General features: G+C 35.3%; 19 protein-coding genes. 6 read left to right on the top strand and 13 right to left on the bottom strand.

What is annotated here, in order from left to right; all coding sequences use genetic code 11:
- Nucleotides 1–242 precede the first annotated feature (242 nt).
- The gene (locus tag Q4496_RS16200) at nucleotides 243–662 is read left to right on the top strand and encodes a hypothetical protein (protein ID WP_303610826.1); all 420 of its coding nucleotides are present in this window, start codon (nucleotides 243–245) and stop codon (nucleotides 660–662) included.
- A gap of 122 nt (nucleotides 663–784) precedes the next feature.
- Here Q4496_RS16200 and Q4496_RS16195 read toward each other — a convergent pair whose 3' ends face one another.
- From Q4496_RS16195 to lrp, 12 genes are all read right to left on the bottom strand, one after another.
- Entirely contained in the window at nucleotides 785–3730 is a 2946-nt protein-coding gene (locus Q4496_RS16195) for a DUF349 domain-containing protein (protein WP_303610825.1), read from the bottom strand.
- A gap of 76 nt (nucleotides 3731–3806) precedes the next feature.
- Nucleotides 3807–4145 (bottom strand): YeaC family protein, encoded by a 339-nt coding sequence (locus Q4496_RS16190; protein WP_215974115.1) that lies wholly within the window; start codon nucleotides 4143–4145, stop codon nucleotides 3807–3809.
- Between the two features lie 12 nt (nucleotides 4146–4157).
- Nucleotides 4158–4484, bottom strand: a complete 327-nt coding sequence (locus Q4496_RS16185) for a hypothetical protein (protein ID WP_215974116.1) — start codon at nucleotides 4482–4484, stop codon at nucleotides 4158–4160.
- Between the two features lie 107 nt (nucleotides 4485–4591).
- Nucleotides 4592–6100, bottom strand: a complete 1509-nt coding sequence (locus Q4496_RS16180; protein WP_303601596.1) for a sodium:alanine symporter family protein — start codon at nucleotides 6098–6100, stop codon at nucleotides 4592–4594.
- A gap of 122 nt (nucleotides 6101–6222) precedes the next feature.
- Nucleotides 6223–7365, bottom strand: coding sequence for a M14-type cytosolic carboxypeptidase (locus Q4496_RS16175; RefSeq protein ID WP_303610824.1), 1143 nt, complete (start codon nucleotides 7363–7365; stop codon nucleotides 6223–6225).
- Between the two features lie 95 nt (nucleotides 7366–7460).
- On the bottom strand, nucleotides 7461–7967 hold the full coding sequence (locus Q4496_RS16170; RefSeq protein ID WP_303601597.1) for a TlpA disulfide reductase family protein: 507 nt from the start codon (nucleotides 7965–7967) through the stop codon (nucleotides 7461–7463).
- Nucleotides 7968–8369: 402 nt separating this feature from the next.
- Nucleotides 8370–9650, bottom strand: coding sequence for a serine--tRNA ligase (gene serS, locus Q4496_RS16165; RefSeq protein ID WP_215974119.1), 1281 nt, complete (start codon nucleotides 9648–9650; stop codon nucleotides 8370–8372).
- A 59-nt stretch (nucleotides 9651–9709) separates the two neighbouring features.
- Nucleotides 9710–10111 carry a fluoride efflux transporter CrcB gene (crcB, locus tag Q4496_RS16160; protein ID WP_215974120.1) on the bottom strand — a complete coding sequence of 134 codons (402 nt, stop codon included), beginning with the start codon at nucleotides 10109–10111 and terminating at the stop codon, nucleotides 9710–9712.
- Nucleotides 10104–11432, bottom strand: coding sequence for a replication-associated recombination protein A (locus Q4496_RS16155; protein WP_303610827.1), 1329 nt, complete (start codon nucleotides 11430–11432; stop codon nucleotides 10104–10106). Before Q4496_RS16155 ends, crcB begins: the two co-directional genes overlap by 8 nt.
- A gap of 145 nt (nucleotides 11433–11577) precedes the next feature.
- Nucleotides 11578–12318 (bottom strand): outer membrane lipoprotein chaperone LolA, encoded by a 741-nt coding sequence (gene lolA, locus Q4496_RS16150; RefSeq protein ID WP_303610823.1) that lies wholly within the window; start codon nucleotides 12316–12318, stop codon nucleotides 11578–11580.
- A gap of 11 nt (nucleotides 12319–12329) precedes the next feature.
- On the bottom strand, nucleotides 12330–14879 hold the full coding sequence (locus tag Q4496_RS16145) for a DNA translocase FtsK (RefSeq protein ID WP_368411061.1): 2550 nt from the start codon (nucleotides 14877–14879) through the stop codon (nucleotides 12330–12332).
- 105 nt (nucleotides 14880–14984) lie between these two features.
- Nucleotides 14985–15467 (bottom strand): leucine-responsive transcriptional regulator Lrp, encoded by a 483-nt coding sequence (gene lrp, locus Q4496_RS16135; protein ID WP_215974123.1) that lies wholly within the window; start codon nucleotides 15465–15467, stop codon nucleotides 14985–14987.
- A 221-nt stretch (nucleotides 15468–15688) separates the two neighbouring features.
- On the opposite strand from lrp, the gene ald reads away from it, so the two are divergent.
- The 5 genes from ald to infA all read left to right on the top strand — a co-directional run bounded on the left by ald (nucleotide 15689) and on the right by infA (nucleotide 19904).
- A complete protein-coding gene (gene ald, locus Q4496_RS16130; protein WP_215974124.1) occupies nucleotides 15689–16807 on the top strand; it encodes an alanine dehydrogenase in 1119 nt (372 codons plus the stop codon).
- A 186-nt stretch (nucleotides 16808–16993) separates the two neighbouring features.
- Nucleotides 16994–17941: a thioredoxin-disulfide reductase gene (gene trxB / locus Q4496_RS16125; protein WP_215974125.1), complete on the top strand. Its 948-nt coding sequence runs from the start codon at nucleotides 16994–16996 to the stop codon at nucleotides 17939–17941.
- Nucleotides 17942–18039: 98 nt separating this feature from the next.
- Nucleotides 18040–18774 carry a leucyl/phenylalanyl-tRNA--protein transferase gene (aat, locus tag Q4496_RS16120; protein ID WP_215974126.1) on the top strand — a complete coding sequence of 245 codons (735 nt, stop codon included), beginning with the start codon at nucleotides 18040–18042 and terminating at the stop codon, nucleotides 18772–18774.
- A gap of 23 nt (nucleotides 18775–18797) precedes the next feature.
- On the top strand, nucleotides 18798–19514 hold the full coding sequence (locus Q4496_RS16115) for an arginyltransferase (RefSeq protein WP_303601602.1): 717 nt from the start codon (nucleotides 18798–18800) through the stop codon (nucleotides 19512–19514).
- 171 nt (nucleotides 19515–19685) lie between these two features.
- Nucleotides 19686–19904: a translation initiation factor IF-1 gene (gene infA / locus Q4496_RS16110; RefSeq protein WP_011043571.1), complete on the top strand. Its 219-nt coding sequence runs from the start codon at nucleotides 19686–19688 to the stop codon at nucleotides 19902–19904.
- A gap of 136 nt (nucleotides 19905–20040) precedes the next feature.
- On the opposite strand, the gene Q4496_RS16105 is transcribed toward infA, so the two are convergent.
- Nucleotides 20041–20550, bottom strand: a complete 510-nt coding sequence (locus Q4496_RS16105; protein WP_303610822.1) for a DUF3087 domain-containing protein — start codon at nucleotides 20548–20550, stop codon at nucleotides 20041–20043.
- Nucleotides 20551–20552 lie beyond the last annotated feature (2 nt).

The following is a 20552-nucleotide window of genomic DNA, read 5'->3' as shown; positions in this document are numbered from 1 at the left end:
AAGAAAATAAGCCAACCCTTAATATTAATGACGTAGAGAAGAATGCTATGGTTAGGGCTTAACCCGATCTGGGGTTAACTAGTTTAGAACAAGAAGCGGGTACTGAATTACTTGAAGGCATTAGCGAACTTTATTCCGGAAAACAATACCGAAACAGTCATTCTGGTGAATTAATTGCGGATATTGTAATAGCAAGTGGTCCTAATGGAGATAGCGCTTATGATTTCATTAAAACAAGCAAGATGAGATCTGATTTGTATCAACTGCATTTAGCAACAAAAGTAAATGCGTTTTCCGTTGTTGTTAACAGCATTACATCTAAACTAAGTTTAGGATCTATTCACTTAAAAGATATAAAATTGGGCATTAAGTTAATTTTTAATGATGATAGTCTTTTGACAGTTATTCCTAATCCACAAACAGAAACATATGACATTGTTGCTAATTCTGCTCAGGAGTCAGATGGGAATACAATTCCACTATCTAAAGCTGTTGTAAATGGAAATTATATTTTTTCGTCAAAAGAAAATACCCAAAGTTTTAGTCAATATTTGGGGTATTGGGGAATTACACTTCAATGGGAACACTCATGTATTCCAGTTACTGTCTCTTGTGTAGAAAGAGAAGGAGGAGGTTTAATTTGTTTAGGAAGCTGTATGTAATTAAAAATCAATGTATTCATTTAAATAAAACAATATAAAGGCTTTTAATTAGTAATGCCGTTCACTATCGGTAAACGGCATTAGCAGTTTTAACTGAGCAGCCATGCTTATTTAGGTTATTATTAAACAAATACTTTCTTTAATCGAATCAATAATTCAACATCTGACGCATTTAATTTTCCTAATGCTAACCAATCAATTAAACGTTTATTTAAATCAATAATACCTGATGATTGCATTTGTTCTTGTATTAACTTTACTTGTACTGCCATTCGTTGTGACGCAAGTTCATCAGGTGATTCAACTTGAGCCAAAATTTCCAGCTCTAATGTTTTTTCAGCACGTTCATTTGGATCAGCCTGCTCTGTGGTCAAACATAGATCTGATAATCGTTTTTGCCAAAAACTCGTTAGCGCTTGATACTCAGGTAAACTAATAAGATTTTCAGCCATAATTTCTGACTTTGCTACTTTCTCAAGCATAATAAATAAACTCTGCCAACTTTGCTTTTCTTCATCAACGGTTATTTGTACGATTTTTTTATTGAGTTGTTTTATAAACAATTCAATATCACTGGCCACTGATTTAATAACAGGCTTATTTGCAATCACTTGTGATAATAATTCTTCCGCCTGTTTTTTAGCATTAATAATAGTATTTTTTTCTATACTGTTTTCTGTGCTATCGTCAGCTACATCATTAAGACTTACTTTAATATCAATAAGCGTTTTATTAAACGCTTCAGCTACCTGCGCTAATTCTGATTTTTGCTCAGATTTAGCTTGATCTCGTTTGGCAAAAATTTGATCATTAATCGCTCTAAATTTTTGCCAAAGTTTAGACTCTTGATGAGCACCTGCAAAACTAATATCACGCCATTGCGCTTGTAGTTTCTTAACATTTTCGATTGCTTGATAAGTATCTTCATTAGCAAGTTGCTGTTCAGCTTCAACAATTAATGCGTGCTTTTTATTACTATTAGCATCGTGAAAACCTTTAATTGCATTTTTAATAGGCTGAATGATATTTTTAAATTGTTTAAATAATTTTTGATATTGTTCTCTATCAACCTCACCTGCTTGCTGCCAGCGTTGTTGTAATTTATTTAATTTTCCATCAATTGCTTTAAAGTCTACTGTAGTGCTGTCAGTATTTTCAGGTTGTAACATTTCTGCTAAGTCTTGCGCTTGAGTTATTATTTCATTACGAGTAACTAAATGTTGCGCTCGCATTTTCTCTTGTTCAGCATAAAATAAGCGACATGGCGCGAATGCTTGTTCACACGCAAGGTTAAACTGCTCATTTAACTCTTTATCAATGTCTTCATCTGCGTGGCCTAATGAATTCCACGTTTTTCTGTATTTCTTTACTTTATTCGCTTGCGCATTAGGATCATCTAACGGTGTTGTTACTAAAGCATTTATTTCAACTAATAACTCTTGTTTGCGTGGCGTTGCAATATAATGTTCCCAATCGCTAATTTCGGCCATTCTTTTACTGACATTATCAAAATCACGCTGTAATTGTTGCTGTTGTTGGATCGATAATAAGGTAATTGCTTGATTAACACCTTTAAATAAACCGAAACAAACTTTGTACTTGCCGCCTAGTAATAAACGTTTTAAATCAATCAATTTTTTCTTAGTTTGCTCAAATAATTTTTTTTGCTCTTGCTGCAAAGGTCGTAAGCCATTTTGCCAACTCTGTGTAATCTCTTTATAAGACTCAGTAATAGACTGTGGCAACACACCGTGTGCCTTTTTATTTACCGCTTTGTAATTACTTAACCAATCATTATATGTTTGTTGACGTTCATTTAACTCATTAAGTGATTCAGGTAACGTCAATTGAGAAATATTGGAAATAAGGTAAGTTGCTTCACTTACCGATTGAGCAATTTCAGGCAATTGCGTTAATCGTACTCTCAATTGTTCGCTTTTTTGTAAAAACTCATTTTGTTCTTTATTGTTTAAAACACTTGCAGTGATATTATCGTTAAGTGTATCCAAGGTGGTTAGAAATTTTTCTTCTGTATTGTTATCACCCTGTTTATCAGAAGTTGCCCCTTCTAAGCTACCATCGAAAACTGCTGCGGTTATTTTTTCATTTAACTGAGCAATAGTTTTATTAAAACGTTCTTTCGCTGATTTTTTTTCATTAAGCAATTTTTCTGCAATTTTTGCTTGTTGGTATGCCTCTTCTTTTGGCGCAAAAATTTGCGTTAGTTGCCCCATAATTTTATTAAATTTATTTAATAAAATTTCTTGCTCTTCTTTTGGTAAACAAGTTATATCAGAATTATCTTGCTCCCACGCTTCGACTAACACTGATTTGTTTGTTAAGTAATGTGCATAATCTGATTGATCTTTCAGTGCTAATAACTTTGAAAGTATTAATTGTTTTTGTTTTAGTACGCGTATAGGCTTTTCTTTTTCTTCAATTAGCTGTGATAAACGGGTGTTGATAACTTGAACAACTTCATCATTTATTGCTTTTTTACTTAACTTTGTTAGTAATGACACATCGTTGAGTTCATTAAGTTCTAGCGACATTAAGTGCTTTTGTATTTCAGCTGATTGTTTTTTAGTAAACGTTTGTAATAGAAATTGCGCTGTATTTTTATTGTGAACCAAAATTTCAAATAAGCTTACCACCAAACACGGTTCATTTTCATGATCAAGCCATTGGTTTAACACCGAACTATCAACACCAAGTTCTTGATTCGTTTTTGTTGATTCAATTACTTTAGATAGAAAATCCTGTTTTTCCTTGGTGGATAAAATAATATTATGTTTGCCAGATAAAATATCTTGTACTTGCGCTTTAGCAAATGCTCTTACATTTTTATTATTATTAACAACACTCTCGTTCAAATAGTGCTCTAAACTATTGAGTTTTAATAACACAGCACGACGGACTAATTCGCTATCATCGTCATGTAGTAACGATAATAATACCGCTTTATCCTCACTATTATTATTAGTTAATTCATCATTTATAGCGCCGATACGTACATTGCTATCTTTATGTTGCCAGCTTTTTTTACTTTTAAACAAATTGAAAATCATAGGAAATCACATTTTGATGATAAATAAACATCCAATACTTCTAAGAAAAATGAATTAGAAAATATACTTTTGATTATTATAGGTTGGTAAAATGAGCAATATCGCTCTTAATTGAACTTTCATTTTCTGAGTTAGCTATGGAGCTTGCGCTAACAGTTTCTTCTTTAGTATTGGAGGAAAATTGTTCTTTTAATTGACGTTTATTTTTGTGTACCATTTGACCATCACTACCAATGGTTAACATTTCATCACTATTTAAGTGACGAGCCTGATAGGCCATAATTAATTGTAGCGCCGTATCACGTTGAGCTTGTTCTACCACTGTGCCTTCTGGCCATTTACCCGTTTCAGCTGCACATTTTAGACGTAAATACATTGCCTCTGGCATATGTTCAATTGTATCTTGTAAATTCATAAGAGACTCAGGTTATTTTTTTCGTTTAAAGAGAAGTAATTTTACTCGGATAACTAAATACATAATAAAACCAATAATGGTACAAATCATCGCTAATGTATGTTGCCAAGTGCCTTGTTCAACATTATCCCAAAACATAAACAAAAAGCCGCCACAAAACATTAACATAGCAACAAAAGAATAATTCATTAATCGTTGTGCTTTATTAATTCTATTGACGCGATTTATACTAGCGATCTTTTCACTGTCTAATGCTTGTAAAGCTAATCCACAGTGGCTACAGTCTTTTGCTTTATCTGATATTTTTTTTTTGCAACTAGGGCAATTAATTACTGCCATTTTGATAAACCTTTGTAACGCATTATTTTATCAATATTCTACCCTTTTTCAGGCAAAAAAAAACGTCCCTAAAGACGTTTTTTACTATTATTTCTCTTAATACAGCACTATGGCTCGTTAATCTTGTTACTCTTAGCTTTTGCTAAACGATTTTCCCAAAATGTTGCATTTTTAATCCCTAGTTTCTGCGGATCAAAAGTATATTTATCAACATTGGCTTTTTGTTGTTCTTCATAATCTTTTAACGCTTTTATCGCGGGTTTCGACATAAAGAAAATGATGATAATACCAATAATATTTAACCAAGCCATTAGCCCAACACCGATGTCACCTAAGCCCCAAGCAATATTAGCGGCTTTCACAGTACCATAAAAAGTAGCGATCATAATGACGGCTTTTAGGATAAATACAGCCCCTGGGAGTTTAAACGTTCGCTTAATGTAGTAAATATTATTTTCAGCAATAAAGTAATATGCCAATATAGTTGTAAAGGCAAAGAAGAATAATGCCAAAGCAACAAAAGGTTTACCCACGCCAGTAAAAACACTTTCCACTGCAATTTGCGTAAACTCTGGACCATTGGCTGCAATATCACTTGCTACATTCTGCACAATAAATCCATCACCTACACCATGAACATTATAAGCACCGGTAATAATAATCATAAATGCAGTAGCAGAACAAATAAATAGCGTATCGATATATACTGAGAATGATTGTACTAACCCTTGCTGAGCAGGATGATCAACTTCAGCTGCAGCTGCGGCATGAGGCCCAGTACCTTGACCAGCTTCATTAGAATAGACACCACGTTTAACCCCCCAACCTATTGCAGCACCAAAACCGGCCATTGGCGTAAAGGCATCAGTAATAATCATCATAAATGCTCTGGGTAGTTCAGTGATATTTAACGCGATAATAATTAATGAAATTAAAATATAGGCTAGCGCCATAAATGGCACAACAACTTGTGTAAAATTAGCGATCCGTTTAATACCACCAAAAATGATAAAACCAAGCAATAATACTATACCTGTTGCTGTATAGAGTTTGGCATAACTTATTACACCAATGCCTGTTGCAATACTGCCACTATTAGAAAAAACTTGCTCTACAGCTGTACCTATTGTATTCGATTGCACGGTAGGTAATAACACACCCGTAGCAAGAATTGTGGCTATGGCAAAAGTCCATGCATACCATTTTTGCCCCATTGCTTTTTCAATATAATAAGCGGGACCGCCATAATATTTACCATCATGCTCTTCTTTATAAATTTGTGCATTAGCAGATTCAATATAGGCTGTCGCGGCACCAAAAAAAGCAACTATCCACATCCAAAAAACTGCACCTGGCCCACCAAAACCTATAGCTGCAGCTACACCAGCGATATTACCAGCACCAACACGACCAGATAAAGATACGGCTAAAGCTTGAAACGATGATATGCCCTTTTCTGAACTTTGGCCTGACATTAATAAACGCCACATTTCTGAAAACTGTCGTACTTGAACAAAACGTGTTAACACAGTAAAAAACAAACCCGCACCTAAGCACAGGTAGATCAGAGCACTACTCCAAATATAACCATTAATAGTATTGACTAAATCTTGCACGTAAACTTCCTCTTTATTTTTATTATTTTATACACTTATTAAATAGTGTTTAGTTTGAAAATGTATTCGTCAATTTATATGTTCTAGTGACATTTTCATTGACGAATACAGTAAAGCGTTATCTATCTTAAGTCATCAACCATGTGATAGATACCTGTTAAGAAGTCACGTCCTAGTAGACTACTTCGAATATCAGACCAACCTACACTATAATCAGGAAGTAAGTCATTATCTTTAAAAGGCATTTCAATAGTATAAGCTAAGCATTTAAATTGGTTACCTACCCAATTTGTTCCAACTGTAGGGTTTGCTTGACCAGGCTCATCTTTGTCGTAACCACGTTCATCTTGAAATTCAGGTGTTAATGACAATAAAATGTTTTTAAACTTGTCTTCAAGTGCTTTATGGCGTTCATCATAATTAACTACACCTTCACAACCTGCTACAAAGTTAACAGGTAATGCTTCATCACCATGTACGTCTAAAAACATATCAACACCTGTTTCAAGCATTTTTTCACGTACTAAATAAACTTCAGGACTTCTCTCCATTGAAGGCGATAACCATTCACGGTTTAAGTTGGTACCTACAGCATTGGTACGCAGGTGACCACGAACACTGCCATCGGGATTCATGTTAGGCACAATATAAAATACTGCTTTATTTAATAAGGCACGTGCAACACCATCATCTTCATCAAGTAAACGATCTAGAAATCCTTCAATAAACCACTCGGCCATGGTTTCACCTGGATGTTGACGTGCTGTTAACCAAATAACACGCTTACCCTCACCTTCTTCACCAATTTTTAATAAACTAACATCTCTGCCATCAATTGTTTGACCTAACACTTGTAACTGACAGTCAAGATCCATTTGGGCATTATGTAATAAGTCTTGATGACGTTCATAACTGTAAGGTGAGAAGTAAGCGAAATAAACAGAATCAAATTCAGGAGTCATCGTTATTGTTAATTTATCACCATCAAAGGTGGTAGGAACACGAAACCAATGGTCACGATCATACGATGCTACCGCTTGATAACCTTTCCAACCCTCAACATAAGCGGATTTTCCAGCATTAATAATATTAAGAACATGTTCTTGACGAGTATTACTTGGACTAGTATCTGTCTGGAGTTTGAAATGAAACCACTGATAAAATTCAGATTGATTATCGTGTTTTATTTCTAATTGAATATTGTTGATATTACTTGCATCAATAACACGGATATTACCGCTGTCAAAGTTGTCAGATATTTGCATAAAATTGAAAGCCTTTTTCTTTCATACCGACTTATCTATTGCTCGGTATGGACTAAAGAGTAAGGAAACAGTGTACACAAACATAAATAAGATCACTATAGAGATCTTAAATAAAGACCAAGTTCAGAAGAATACCCTAAAGATTTGCCAATAACTGTATTTTCTTCGTCGATAACATAGTAACTAGGGTATGCAGTAATTAAAAAAGCATTTTTAATTTCTTCATTTCCCAGTGCTATAGGAAAGGTTAATTTTTTGTCTTTTGAAAAATCAGATACTTCACTAAGCTTTCTATAATCTAACGCAACTGCAATAACATCAATATTGCTATTTTTTTCATACAGTGATTGCAAATTACTAATACTGACATGACAAATTTTACACCACGGCGCAAAAAAATAAATAATTGTTTTTTTACCTTGTGAATTTAATGACACTGTCTCGCCTAACAGTGTTGGCACTTGCGTAAATGATAATGCACTCGTTGGCGTTATTTTAGTATCAGAAGATAGCATGCTGGTTTCGCGAAGATAAGATACAGTTTGAAAAACGACAACAACAATCAACGCTTGAATGAACAAATTACGGAGTGTAGTAAGCAAGTGAATATTCCTTTAAATTTTAGGTTACAAGGAGTAGACCCGATAAGTGATAATTTATTACAGAAATATTTCAATAGATAATAAAAAGAGCTATTAAAAAGAGCTATTAAAAAGAGCTATTAATAAAGTGTTAATAGCTCTTTCCAAAGGATTATCGTTAGTATCAATGTAGTTCTATTACTATTCTAAATAACGATTTAACGCCAACCTAAATAGTTGTTTACCATTAACCTAAATAACTATTTATCGTCAATCCGAACAACGACTTATTGTCATCCTGAACTTGATTCAGGCTCTATTTCTTTACAAAACTAGCTGTACGAGATTCCGTATTAAGTCACCTACGGAATAACGACGTAAAGTAATAACGACAATAATGACTAACGGTAATTTACGAACTAATTAACCAATTTTGGTTAAACCATTCATATAAGGTTGTAATGCTGTTGGAATATTAATACTACCATCGGCTTGTTGGTAATTCTCTAATACCGCAACTAACGTTCGACCTACGGCTAAACCAGAGCCATTTAAAGTATGTAATAATTCTGGTTTATTAGTTTCACTATTACGGAAACGAGCTTGCATACGACGCGCTTGGAAAGCCCCCATATTTGAACAAGAAGAAATTTCTCGGTAAGTATTTTGTGCTGGTAACCAAACTTCTAAATCAAATGTTTTAGTTGCGCTAAAACCTACATCACCACTACACAATGCCATAGTACGATACGGTAACTCTAATTTTTCCAGAATAGCTTCTGCATGACTAGTTAATTCATCTAGTGCTTCAAATGAATTTTCAGGTTTCACCAACTGCACCATTTCTACTTTATCAAACTGATGCTGGCGAATTAGACCTCTGATATCACGTCCACCTGAGCCAGCTTCACTACGGAAACAAGGTGTGTGCGCGGTCATTTTTATTGGTAATTCTGATTCTTCAACAATTTCATCACGGTACATATTAGTTAACGGTACTTCTGATGTAGGTATTAAAGAGAATTTTTTACCTGATAAATCGGTATGAAATAAATCTTCACCAAACTTTGGCAATTGTCCAGTACCATATAAAGAATTAGCATTAACTAAGTATGGTACGTACATTTCTTGATAACCATGCTCTTCTGTGTGCATATCAAGCATAAATTGCGCTAATGCACGGTGTAACTTAGCGATTTTACCGCGCATTACAGCAAAACGTGTGCCTGCTAATTTTGCACCGCTTTCAAAGTCTAATCCTTTATCGACAGAGAAGCCTAAGTCTACGTGGTCTTTAACTTCAAAATCAAATTCACGTGGTGTACCCCAACGCTTAATTTCAACGTTATCCTCTTCATCTTTACCTTCTGGTACTGATTCATCTAATAAATTAGGTATTGCACTGGCAATATCATTAATTTTAGCAAGTACTTCATCTTGCTCGGCTTTAGCAGCGTCTAAGTCATTACCGAGTTGGCTAACAGCAGCAAGTAATGGGGCAATATCTTCACCGCGGGCTTTTGCTTGACCAATAGATTTCGAACGGGTATTACGTTCATTTTGTAAATCTTGGGTTTTAACTTGAATCGCTTTACGTTGTTCTTCTAGCGCATTTAGGGTTTCAATATCAAGGGTAAAACCACGCTTTGCCAGTTGTGTGGCAATGTTATCTGTATCTGTTCTAAGTTGTTTGGCATCAAGCATAATTATTCACGTTATTTCTGGTTTAAAATTAAGATTAAAATTAATCTACAAAAGTTATATTATTTGGCTATTGCTGAGACTAAATAAAGTCCTAAACCAGCAGCAGCAATACAAAGCGACACATTCAATATAATATTAATGCCGGCTTTTAGTAAGTCTCCTTGTTGAATTAATAACAAGGAGTCTAATGAAAATGTTGAAAAGGTGGTAAAAGCACCTAAAAATCCAATACCTATTAAAGTTCTGTGAACATTAATATCTAAAATTTCATGTTCTATTAATTGGTATAACAAACCCATAATAAATGAGCCGGTGATATTAACCATCAATGTTGCAAAAGGAAACCCCTTTCCTAGCCAATTTAACACTAATTGCGAAATATAAAAACGCAAACTAGCACCACAAGCACCACCTAAAGCAACAAAAGCATATAAAGTTAGGTTACTAATCGCATTATTCATAGCGTTGCTCACTACTGTTTTGATTTAGCTGATTTAAATAATCGAGCTTTTCTTTTAATTGTTTTTCTAAACCACGATCGCTAGGTTGATAAAGATCGGTATTATAGCCACTGGCTTGTTCATTCGCCTTCGCTAATGCTTCTGGAAAATAATTTTCACCTGCGGCAAAAGCATTAATTTCATTATGAGCATAACGATAATCAACGCCATGGCCTAAATTTTTAGTAATTTCACTGGTTGAATTTTTTAAGTGATCGGGAACATCTAAACTTGAGGTTTGCTCCGCTAACACTTTAGCTTGATTAAAAGCCATATAAACGGCATTACTTTTTGGCGCTAATGCCATGTATACCGCAGCTTGAGCAATAGCTCGTTCACCTTCACTTGGTCCTACTCGATGAAACGTGTCCCAGGCATTAATCGCTAATTGCATCGCACGTGGATCGGCATTACCTATATCTTCACTCGCTATCGCAAGTAAGCGTCTTGCTACATAAAGTGCATCACCACCGCCGGTTAAAATTCTAGCATACCAATAAAGTGCAGCATTAGGATCTGAGCCTCTGACGGATTTGTGAAAGGCACTAATTAAATCATAAAAGGCATCACCACCTTTATCATAAAGCGCTATTTTACTGCCTGCTACTTGTGCTATTAGTTCAACAGATATTGTTATCTGGTGCTCTTTTCCCGATAAAAAAGCGGTTTGGCTATCAAGACAGTTTTCTAACAAGTTAAGTAGTCTTCTAGCATCGCCATCGCTGCGGTTTAATAAACTCTGCTTAGCATCTTGGTCTATGCTGATGTTAATACTTTGTTCTTGTGAGACTAAGGTGATTGCTCTTGTAAGTACTTGAGATAACTCATCCGCATTAAGTTTTTTTAACGTATAAACACGCGCACGAGATAAAATAGCCTGATTTAATTCAAACGCTGGATTTTCAGTAGTCGCACCAATAAAAATAATGGTGCCATCTTCAATAAAGGGCAAAAAAGCATCTTGTTGAGATTTATTAAAACGGTGTACTTCATCAACAAAGAGTACTGTTTTACTTTCTGTTGTTGAATTATTAGCTCTAATTTTGGCTTGTTCGATAGCAAGACGAATATCTTTAATACCTGACGTTACTGCAGATAATCGAACTACTTTAGCATTAGCATGGGTTGCTATAATTTCTGCTAGGGTCGTTTTGCCACTGCCAGGTGGGCCCCAGAAAATAAGCGAATGACAATGGCCTTGTATAATGGCTTGTTTTAAAGGGGATTCTTCCCCAAGAATATGCTGTTGCCCAACATAGTCCTCTAAGCTTTTAGGACGCATTTTTGCTGCCAGTGGCGCGTTAGAAGATAACGCTGAACTTAAGACAGTATCTTTCACTGGCTCGTTATCAAAAGTTTCTAACGCTAAGCCAAATAAATTAGTTTGTTGATTGTCTTCCACAATAGTCACACATTCCTGTTATAAGCTAATTGGCGCGTTGATCATCTATTTGCACACCTTCTGGCACGACAAAGTTAAATAAATTTGCCTCAGGAAGCGTATGATCGTCAAAATCACTTAGCTTAATATGACTTAATTGACCGGTAGCATCTAAAAAGGAAAACTGTTTCAATTTCCCCCCAGCTTTGTCTGTATCAAAAAGCAAAGTTAAACTTTTAATTTGGCTGTTTACATCCTTTGCTGTGATAACAAAACTGTTATCTTCCTCATTAGTAACACTATACTCTTGCCACATTGCCTCATCTTGGCTGGTTAACAATAAAATAGGCGTTTGTGCAATCGCAGCTGATAAAGAATACACACTCACTTGCTCGATCCATGGGTTATAAAACCAAACATTCTCACCATCAGACACAATCAAAAGCTCGTCTGGCTCTGCCGTATGCCAATTAGCTAAATTTGGTTTGCTAATGGCTAACTTTCCTGAGCTTTGTTCAAGTATATCGCCTGATTCGCTCTGTACTTGTTGATCAAACTTAGCGCTAAAATGATGTAAATTAGCAAGTTTAGCCATTAGTTCGATTTTAGCGGCTGATGTTTGTGTAGTGATCACGGATTCATTCGCCATAGTTTGTGCTTTTACTGCCACGTCATTATTTGCGGGTATAGTGGTATTGAGTTCAAGTTGATTTGCTTGCACTACGTTATTTATAGCAACATTTAATGTTAGCGCTAGGGTAATAATATTCACATAATTCATATTCATTTTAATCCGAATTAATCTCTAATTGGTGGTGGGGCGAGTACTTCGCGAGCACCGTTATTGCCAGCAGTAGATACGATGCCTTGAATTTCCATTTGTTCAACAATTCTTGCTGAACGGTTATAACCAATTCTGAATTGTCTTTGGACACTCGAGATAGATACACGGCGCTTTTCAGTAACAAAATTAACAGCTTCATCATAAAGTGTATCTAATTCTTCATCTTCGCTGCCTTCAGGCTGCTCACCAGGTAGTAACATATCAGGATCACTACCACCTGCTAAAATTTCTTCAATATAATTTGGCTCACCGCGTAACTTCCAATCTTTAACGACAGCATGTACTTCATGATCATCAATAAAGGCACCATGAACACGGGTAGGAACGCCTGTGCCAGGCGGTAAATAAAGCATATCGCCCATACCAAGCAACTGCTCTGCCCCTTGTTGGTCTAAAATTGTTCGAGAGTTTAAACCTGATGATACTTGGAACGCCATACGTGTCGGAATATTTGCTTTAATTAACCCGGTAATGACATCTACAGAAGGACGTTGCGTTGCAAGTATTAAATGAATGCCTGCAGCACGGGCTTTTTGTGCAATTCGTGCGATTAATTCTTCTACTTTTTTACCAACAATCATCATCATGTCAGCAAACTCATCAACAATAACAACAATACTCGGTAATTTTTCTAATTGTGGTGGTGTTTGATCTAAACCATCGCTAGGTTGCCATAACGGATCAATAATAGGCTCACCTTCTTTCATCGCCCCTAAAACTTTCTTGTTATAGCCTTTTAAATTACGAACTCCCAAAGCTGACATAAGCTTATAACGACGTTCCATTTCAGCAACACACCAACGAAGAGCATTAGCGGCATCTTTCATGTCTGTAACCACTTCAGCTAACAGATGTGGAATACCTTCATAAACGCTTAATTCAAGCATTTTAGGGTCAATCATAATTAAGCGAACATCTTCAGGAGTCGATTTATACAATAAACTTACAATCATGGTATTAACACCAACAGACTTACCAGAGCCTGTAGTACCTGCCACGAGTAAATGAGGCATTTTTGCTAAATCAACAACAACCGGCTCGCCCGCAATATCCTTACCTAATACCATAGTTAATGATGAACTTGACTCTTCAAATTCTTTACAAGAAATAACTTCACTTAACCGAACAATTTCTCTGTGCTTATTAGGTAACTCTAAACCGATCACAGACTTACCTGGAATCACCTCAACTACACGGACACTTATAGCAGATAAGGCTCGCGCTAAATCTTTTGATAATGAACTAATTTTACTCACCTTCATACCTGGTGCTAAATCTAATTCAAAACGGGTGATAACAGGCCCAGGATACACAGCAACAACTTGTGCCACTACTTTAAAGTCAAGTAACTTAGCTTCAACTAAACGACTAACCTGCTCTAGTTCTTCTTGATTAATTGGGTTTTTCGCTTTGTCTGCCCTATCTAATAAATCAATTGACGGCATACCCTCAAATTTATCTTCAACACTGGGTACCAAATTAACTTGGCTGGTATCAGAACTAGCTGACAGTTTACCACGTGGCTGCAAATCGTCAGCCACATCAATTTTTTCAACTGTGCTAAAAGCAGCTGTAATTTCAGAATCATCAACATGCTCTTGAACATTGATACTAAAAGGACCATCCATTAAGTCGTCAATATCAACAAATGGCTCTTGAGTTTCAGGTTTTTCTGACACTTCAGGGGTTGAGTTCTTATTAAAAAACGGTATTGATATTTTTTTCTTAGCAGGTTCTTCAACTACCGGTTCATCATTGTTGAGCTCTTCTGCTATTGAATTTTTTTCTAACTCATTGTCAATTTTTTCATCTGTATTGGCATCACCCGTACCAAACTGAGTTTTTATCAACTGTGGAAGGTTCTTTAACAGCATAAAGAAAGAAATACAGTAACGACCTACATCATCAATAAAGTTCAACCACGAAAAACCAGTTAATAATACAAAGCCTGAACAAGTAAACATTAAGAAAATTAATGTACTACCAACAAATGAAAAGTAAGGACGGAAGGTGTCACTTAATACATTACCTAAAATTCCACCGGCCGAAAAATAGTATATATCGTTAAAATTCATACTTGCTAATGAAGTTATCCCCATATAAAAAAGGATAAAACCGATCAGTTTCAAGCCAATAGTCAAATAATCTAATTGCATTAATTGATGAAATTTTTGGAATAATAGCCAGCCAATAAGTGCAACAACAAAAGGTAAGGTATAAGCAATATATCCGAAAAGGTTTAATAATAAATCAGAAAGATAAGCGCCTACAGCACCACCAAGGTTTCTAATTTGGGTTTGATAACCAGTTTGTGCCCAGCCGGGATCAGCTGGATCAAAGCTAAATAATGCCAACATTAAAAACATAGCCAAGACACTAAAAAACAGTAAGCCTGTTTCTAATAAGCGTTGTACACCGCTTAATTGTGTAGTTAGCTCGTCAGTCGGCGTATTAACAGATTTTTGACTGGTTTCGTCAGTATTTTTTACGAGTTCTGAAGACAATTAAAATTCCATGATAAAAGAAGATGAGTGTTATATGTAACCATGTTAACCCAAAATAGACTAATAGGCATTTTGAAGAAGCAATGGTACGGTTAAAATAACAAATTATCGCTTAATTGGTAAGATATTACTGGATTTAATTTCATCCATAACAACATAAGTCCTACTTTCACTTACGCCAGGTAACCTTAAGAGGATATCGCCTAATAATTGCCGATAAGCTAGCATGTCTTTTACACGGGTTTTTAGAAGAAAATCAAAATTTCCAGAAACTAAATGGCATTCTTGTATAACATCTAAATCATGCACTGCACTAGCAAAATCATCAAAAACATCAGGACTAGTTTTAGACAAGGTTATTTCAACGAAGACCAATAAAGCAAGGTTTAACTTTGTTGAATTCAAATTTGCTTGGTAGCCTGTGATATATTTTTCTTTTTCAAGTCGTCTAACCCTTTCTAAACAAGCTGTTGGACTTAAACCTATACGCTTTGATAATTCTACATTTGATAACCTACCGTCTTTTTGCAGTTCAACAAGAATATTCTTATCAATACGATCTATCACTTTATTTGTTACTAAAGGCATACTGGATATATCACTATATTTTTATTTGATTCTAGGATTATATAATGGAAAACGATAAATTTCGACAGGTTATTCTATTAAAACACTTTTATACTACTCACTCTAACGAGGCAGTTTTCTTTAATAAGCTGCCTGATACCCAAGCTAGCTTAGATGTAGTACACAACACTATATTTTGAGGTAGCTTGGGTATCATAATTTAACTTAAGAGAGATAAGATTATGATTATTGGTGTACCTAAAGAAATTAAAAACCACGAGTACCGTATAGGTTTAACACCCGCAGGTGTTAAAGAGTTATCGGTAAATGGTCATCAAGTACTTGTTGAAAATAATGGCGGCGCCGCTATTGGTTTTGACAATGCACAATATATAGAAGCTGGTGCAAAAATAATTGATAACGCTACAGAGATATTTGCAACTGCAGATATGATAATTAAAGTAAAAGAGCCACAGCCTATTGAATGTAAAATGCTAAGACCTGGCCAAATTTTATTTACCTATTTGCATTTAGCACCAGACCCTAAACAAACTGAGTTATTAATTGCTTCAGGTGCTACTTGTATTGCTTATGAAACTGTAACGTCTCCTACCGGTGGTTTACCTTTACTAGCACCTATGTCTGAAGTCGCTGGTCGCATGTCTATCCAAGCAGGTGCACATGCATTAGAGATAGCACAAGGTGGTTTAGGCGCTTTACTTGGTGGTGTGCCTGGCGTGGCACCAGCAAAAGTACTCGTTGTTGGTGGTGGTGTTGTTGGTACTCAAGCGGCTCGTATGGCTGTTGGTATGGGTGCAGACGTAACAATATTAGATCGTTCATTAACACGTTTACGTCAATTAGATACTGAATTTGACGGACGTTTAAAAACAGTTTATTCAACAGCTGATGCAATGGCACAATTAATTGTTGAAGCAGATTTAGTCATTGGTGCCGTCTTAATACCTGGCGCTGAAGCGCCGAAATTAGTCACTAAAGCACACATTAAAGCAATGAAAAAAGGCGCTGTTGTAGTTGATGTTGCGATTGATCAAGGCGGTTGTTTTGAAACATCCAAAGCAACAACTCATCAAGACCCAACATACGTGGTTGATGATGTTGTTCATTATTGTGTTGCTAATATGCCTGGTGGCGTAGCAAGAACATCTACAATGGCACTCACTAATGCAACATTACCTTTTGCTGTTACTATTGCCAATAAAGGTGCTAAACAAGCCTTACTTGAAGATGAGCATTTATTAGCAGGGTTAAACGTTGCTGCAGGTAAAATTACTTATAAGCCAGTAGCTGATGTTTTAGGTTATGAGTTTGTCGAAGCAAAGACAGCACTTAACTTTTAGTATTTAAGTCTTTAAAGGTAAATTTTATTAAGAGTACAAATTAAAATTTGTGCTCTTTTTTTTATTTCTTTTTCGAAAAATGCATATTCTCACTATACACCCTTGATAGAACCTCTTATCATCCCAATTAATAAAGCTATACATCTTTCAAATATATTACTATCAAAAATTCTGGAGAACTCATTCATGAGCGACGTTAGACATTGCCCACTACTTATTCTAGGCTCAGGCCCTGCAGGTTACACTGCTGCTGTATATGCAGCACGTGCAAATTTAAAACCTGTAATAATCACCGGCATGCAACAAGGTGGTCAATTAACAACAACAACAGAAGTAGAAAACTGGCCAGGAGATGCTGACGATTTAACCGGTCCAGCATTGATGGAACGTATGCAGAAGCATGCTGAAAAATTCGATACTGAAATTGTTTTTGATCATATTGAATCAGTAGATTTTTCTTCTAAACCTTATAAATTAACAGGCAGCAGTGAATATACTTGTGATGCATTAATTATTTGTACTGGCGCATCGGCACAATATTTAGGTTTACCTTCTGAAGAAGCCTTTATGGGCCGTGGTGTGTCAGCCTGTGCTACTTGTGATGGTTTCTTTTATAAAAATCAAAAAGTTGCTGTTGTTGGTGGTGGTAATACTGCTGTTGAAGAAGCACTGTACTTATCAAATATTGCTAGCGAAGTACACCTTGTTCACCGTCGTGATACTTTTAAATCTGAAAAAATATTAACGGATCGCTTATACGAAAAAGTGAAAAACGGTAATATCGTTTTACACACCGATCGCACCTTAGATGAAGTCTTAGGTGATAACATGGGTGTAACAAGTTTACGTTTAAAAGAAACCAACTCTGATGCTACTGAAGTTATTGATGTTGCAGGTGTATTTATCGCCATTGGCCACAAACCAAATACCGATATTTTTAAAGACCAATTAGCAATGGAAAATGGTTACTTAACTATTCAAAGTGGTACGCAAGGTAATGCAACGCAAACAAGCGTAGAAGGCATTTTTGCGGCAGGTGATGTTGCTGACCACATCTATCGTCAAGCCATTACCTCTGCTGGTGCTGGTTGTATGGCTGCTTTAGATGCTGAACGCTACCTAGACGCTCAGTAGTAACCAAAAAAAGTTTAAGCATATAGTTTACTAGCTTGATGAACTATATGCTTATAATAAGCCTTACAATTCTCTTAGCATAAAATTTTTAGGATAATATGCGCCTATATCAACTCAACGATAATAACGTGGCCTTTCCTCCTGTTAGCTCTGCGCTCACTGATCCTAATGGTTTATTAGCTTTAGGCGGCGATTTACAACCTAATCGATTAATAAATGCATACAGCCATGGAATATTTCCTTGGTTTAGTGAAGGTGACCCGCTAATGTGGTGGTCTCCAAATCCTAGAGCCATTATTAAATTTTCTGATTTACATGTGAACCGTACCTTGCGTAAAGCAATAAAAAAATCACCTTATAAAATCACCCTTAATTCAGCCTTTGAACAAGTTATTAAACAATGTGCTAATGCTCCCTTTCGTAATGATGACACCTGGATTTTGCCTGAAATGGAATCAGCTTATATCAACTTACATCAACTTGGCTTTGCCCATTCAATCGAAGTTTGGCAAATAAATAATGATGACACATTATCACCAAAAGAAGAGCTTGTCGGTGGCTTATACGGCATCGCTATTAATGGTTTCTTTTCTGGTGAATCCATGTTTTATAGCAAACCTAATGCCTCTAAATTTGCCTTGGTAGCAATAAGTAAATTATTAAGTTCGGTTAACGTAGATTTTATTGATTGCCAGTTACTTAACCCTTTTTTAGCCGACATGGGCGCAAGCGAGGTGACTCGAGATGATTTTATTGATTTAAAAAATAAAGCTATCGATCTAACGATCGATAAAAATTTTTGGCATACTCGTGAACTAAACTTAAGTGAGTAATCGCAGATAAATAATAACCCTCTATGAATGATGATACTTTTAAAGTAGGTATAACAAAAACCTTTCCTTGTAGTTACTTGCCTAACAAAGAAGAGCGTTTATTAATTGCTATTGATGAACGATTACAAAATAATCGTGGTTACAGCATATTGATGATGGAAGGTTTTCGTCGCAGTGGCGACCAATCTTATCGGCCTCATTGCCCTAGCTGCAATGCTTGTAATTCTGTGCGGGTTATTGTGAATGAATTTCAACCTTCTAAAAGCCAAAAACGTTCATTAAAACGAAATGCACATTTCAAAATTACGACCTCTGAGCAATTAAAAGATGAATATTACCCTTTGTATGAAACTTATATTAATACCTGTCATCAAGACGGCAGCATGTTTCCTGCAAATTATGAGCAATTTCAAACCTTTCTTTCTAGTAAGTTAACTAAACAATTATTTATTGAGACTTGGTTAGAAGAAAATAACGACAAAAAGTTAGTGTGTCTAGCAGTAACTGATGTATTAACTAATGGTTTGTCTGCGGTGTATACCTTTTATCACCCTGATTATAGAGCAAATGGTTTAGGTGTTTTTTCTATTCTGACTCAAATAGAGTTTTGTAAAAAATTCAATTTACCCTTTTTATACTTAGGTTATCAAATAGATGATTGTAAAAAAATGAATTACAAAAATAGATATTTTCCTTATGAAATATTTACCAAGCAACAATGGTTACTTGTTCAAAAATAATATAATTTCTCTAATGTTATTTAATATCTCTCATAAATAAACCGCCACAAAGCTTTACATTAGCTGCACAATTAGGCATTATTCGCGCAGCTTTTTTTATCGGCAATAATTTATAACAATTTAATTTGAACTTATTGCTTGTTTGCACAACATATAGAGGTTTAGCGCCCCATGGCGAAAGAAGAAAATATTGAAATGCAAGGTACGGTTTTAGACACGTTACCTAACACTATGTTCCGAGTTGAATTAGAGAATGGCCATGTGGTTACTGCTCATATTTCAGGAAAAATGCGTAAAAACTATATTCGTATTTTAACTGGCGATAAAGTAACTGTTGAGTTAACGCCATATGATTTATCTAAAGGTCGCATTATTTTCCGTGCCAGATAGTTTATTGCGCTAAAGATAATATAGCACTACCACTAATAATTTTTATAGTTACTTATTATTAGTTAATGTTAAAAATTAAAAAACCAGTATTTAATTAAATACTGGTTTTTTTGTTCATAATAAATAAGGACAATGATTAACGATAATCATCTAGTAACTTCTGCTCAAACTGGTCAGCACTTACCGTTAGATTTTTTTCAGCAATAGTATCTTGTAAGTCACTGAGCCTTTTTTCTACTTCAGAAATAGTTAGGGTATTATCATCGAGTCGATAAACTTGTATTAAACTTTGATAATAAAAAACTAAAATAATTAAAGCATTGTGCTCATCATTACTTACACCCACTTTAATTTTTTTCAATTTTCGATAAATTAGATTTTGTAGTTGTTTTATCTGCCATACATAGTAAATCTCTTTAAATGCATCAGAGCTTTTTAATGTATGCATAATGCCAGCACATGCAAGCAAAGCGAGAATCACGCCAAGTAGATTATACCTAAAGTTACTTACCCCTTCTTGGGCAAAACTGGCAATAAGCAGTTGACCAAAAATTAAAGACAAAATTAATAAAGTACCAATAAATCCGGCTATTACTATGTTTAAATGTTTTCTGTAACGTTGTTTACCTATATTGATTAACTGCATTA

Origin of the sequence: Colwellia sp. 5_MG-2023, assembly GCF_030547795.1 — a bacterium.
In the GTDB taxonomy this organism is placed as follows: Bacteria; Pseudomonadota; Gammaproteobacteria; order Enterobacterales; family Alteromonadaceae; genus Colwellia.
The sequence above is the reverse complement of the archived record's forward strand: the minus strand, read 5'-3'. Positions and strand labels throughout refer to the sequence as shown.

Coding starts and splice junctions, on each gene's coding strand:
- Q4496_RS16200 (WP_303610826.1), top strand. CDS start 243: ATGAGATCTGATTTGTATCAACTGCATTTAGCAACAAAAGTAAATGCG.
- Q4496_RS16195 (WP_303610825.1), bottom strand. CDS start 3,730: ATGATTTTCAATTTGTTTAAAAGTAAAAAAAGCTGGCAACATAAAGAT.
- Q4496_RS16190 (WP_215974115.1), bottom strand. CDS start 4,145: ATGAATTTACAAGATACAATTGAACATATGCCAGAGGCAATGTATTTA.
- Q4496_RS16185 (WP_215974116.1), bottom strand. CDS start 4,484: ATGGCAGTAATTAATTGCCCTAGTTGCAAAAAAAAAATATCAGATAAA.
- Q4496_RS16175 (WP_303610824.1), bottom strand. CDS start 7,365: ATGCAAATATCTGACAACTTTGACAGCGGTAATATCCGTGTTATTGAT.
- serS (WP_215974119.1), bottom strand. CDS start 9,650: ATGCTTGATGCCAAACAACTTAGAACAGATACAGATAACATTGCCACA.
- crcB (WP_215974120.1), bottom strand. CDS start 10,111: ATGAATAATGCGATTAGTAACCTAACTTTATATGCTTTTGTTGCTTTA.
- Q4496_RS16155 (WP_303610827.1), bottom strand. CDS start 11,432: ATGCGTCCTAAAAGCTTAGAGGACTATGTTGGGCAACAGCATATTCTT.
- lolA (WP_303610823.1), bottom strand. CDS start 12,318: ATGAATATGAATTATGTGAATATTATTACCCTAGCGCTAACATTAAAT.
- lrp (WP_215974123.1), bottom strand. CDS start 15,467: ATGCCTTTAGTAACAAATAAAGTGATAGATCGTATTGATAAGAATATT.
- ald (WP_215974124.1), top strand. CDS start 15,689: ATGATTATTGGTGTACCTAAAGAAATTAAAAACCACGAGTACCGTATA.
- trxB (WP_215974125.1), top strand. CDS start 16,994: ATGAGCGACGTTAGACATTGCCCACTACTTATTCTAGGCTCAGGCCCT.
- aat (WP_215974126.1), top strand. CDS start 18,040: ATGCGCCTATATCAACTCAACGATAATAACGTGGCCTTTCCTCCTGTT.
- Q4496_RS16115 (WP_303601602.1), top strand. CDS start 18,798: ATGAATGATGATACTTTTAAAGTAGGTATAACAAAAACCTTTCCTTGT.
- infA (WP_011043571.1), top strand. CDS start 19,686: ATGGCGAAAGAAGAAAATATTGAAATGCAAGGTACGGTTTTAGACACG.
- Q4496_RS16105 (WP_303610822.1), bottom strand. CDS start 20,550: ATGCAGTTAATCAATATAGGTAAACAACGTTACAGAAAACATTTAAAC.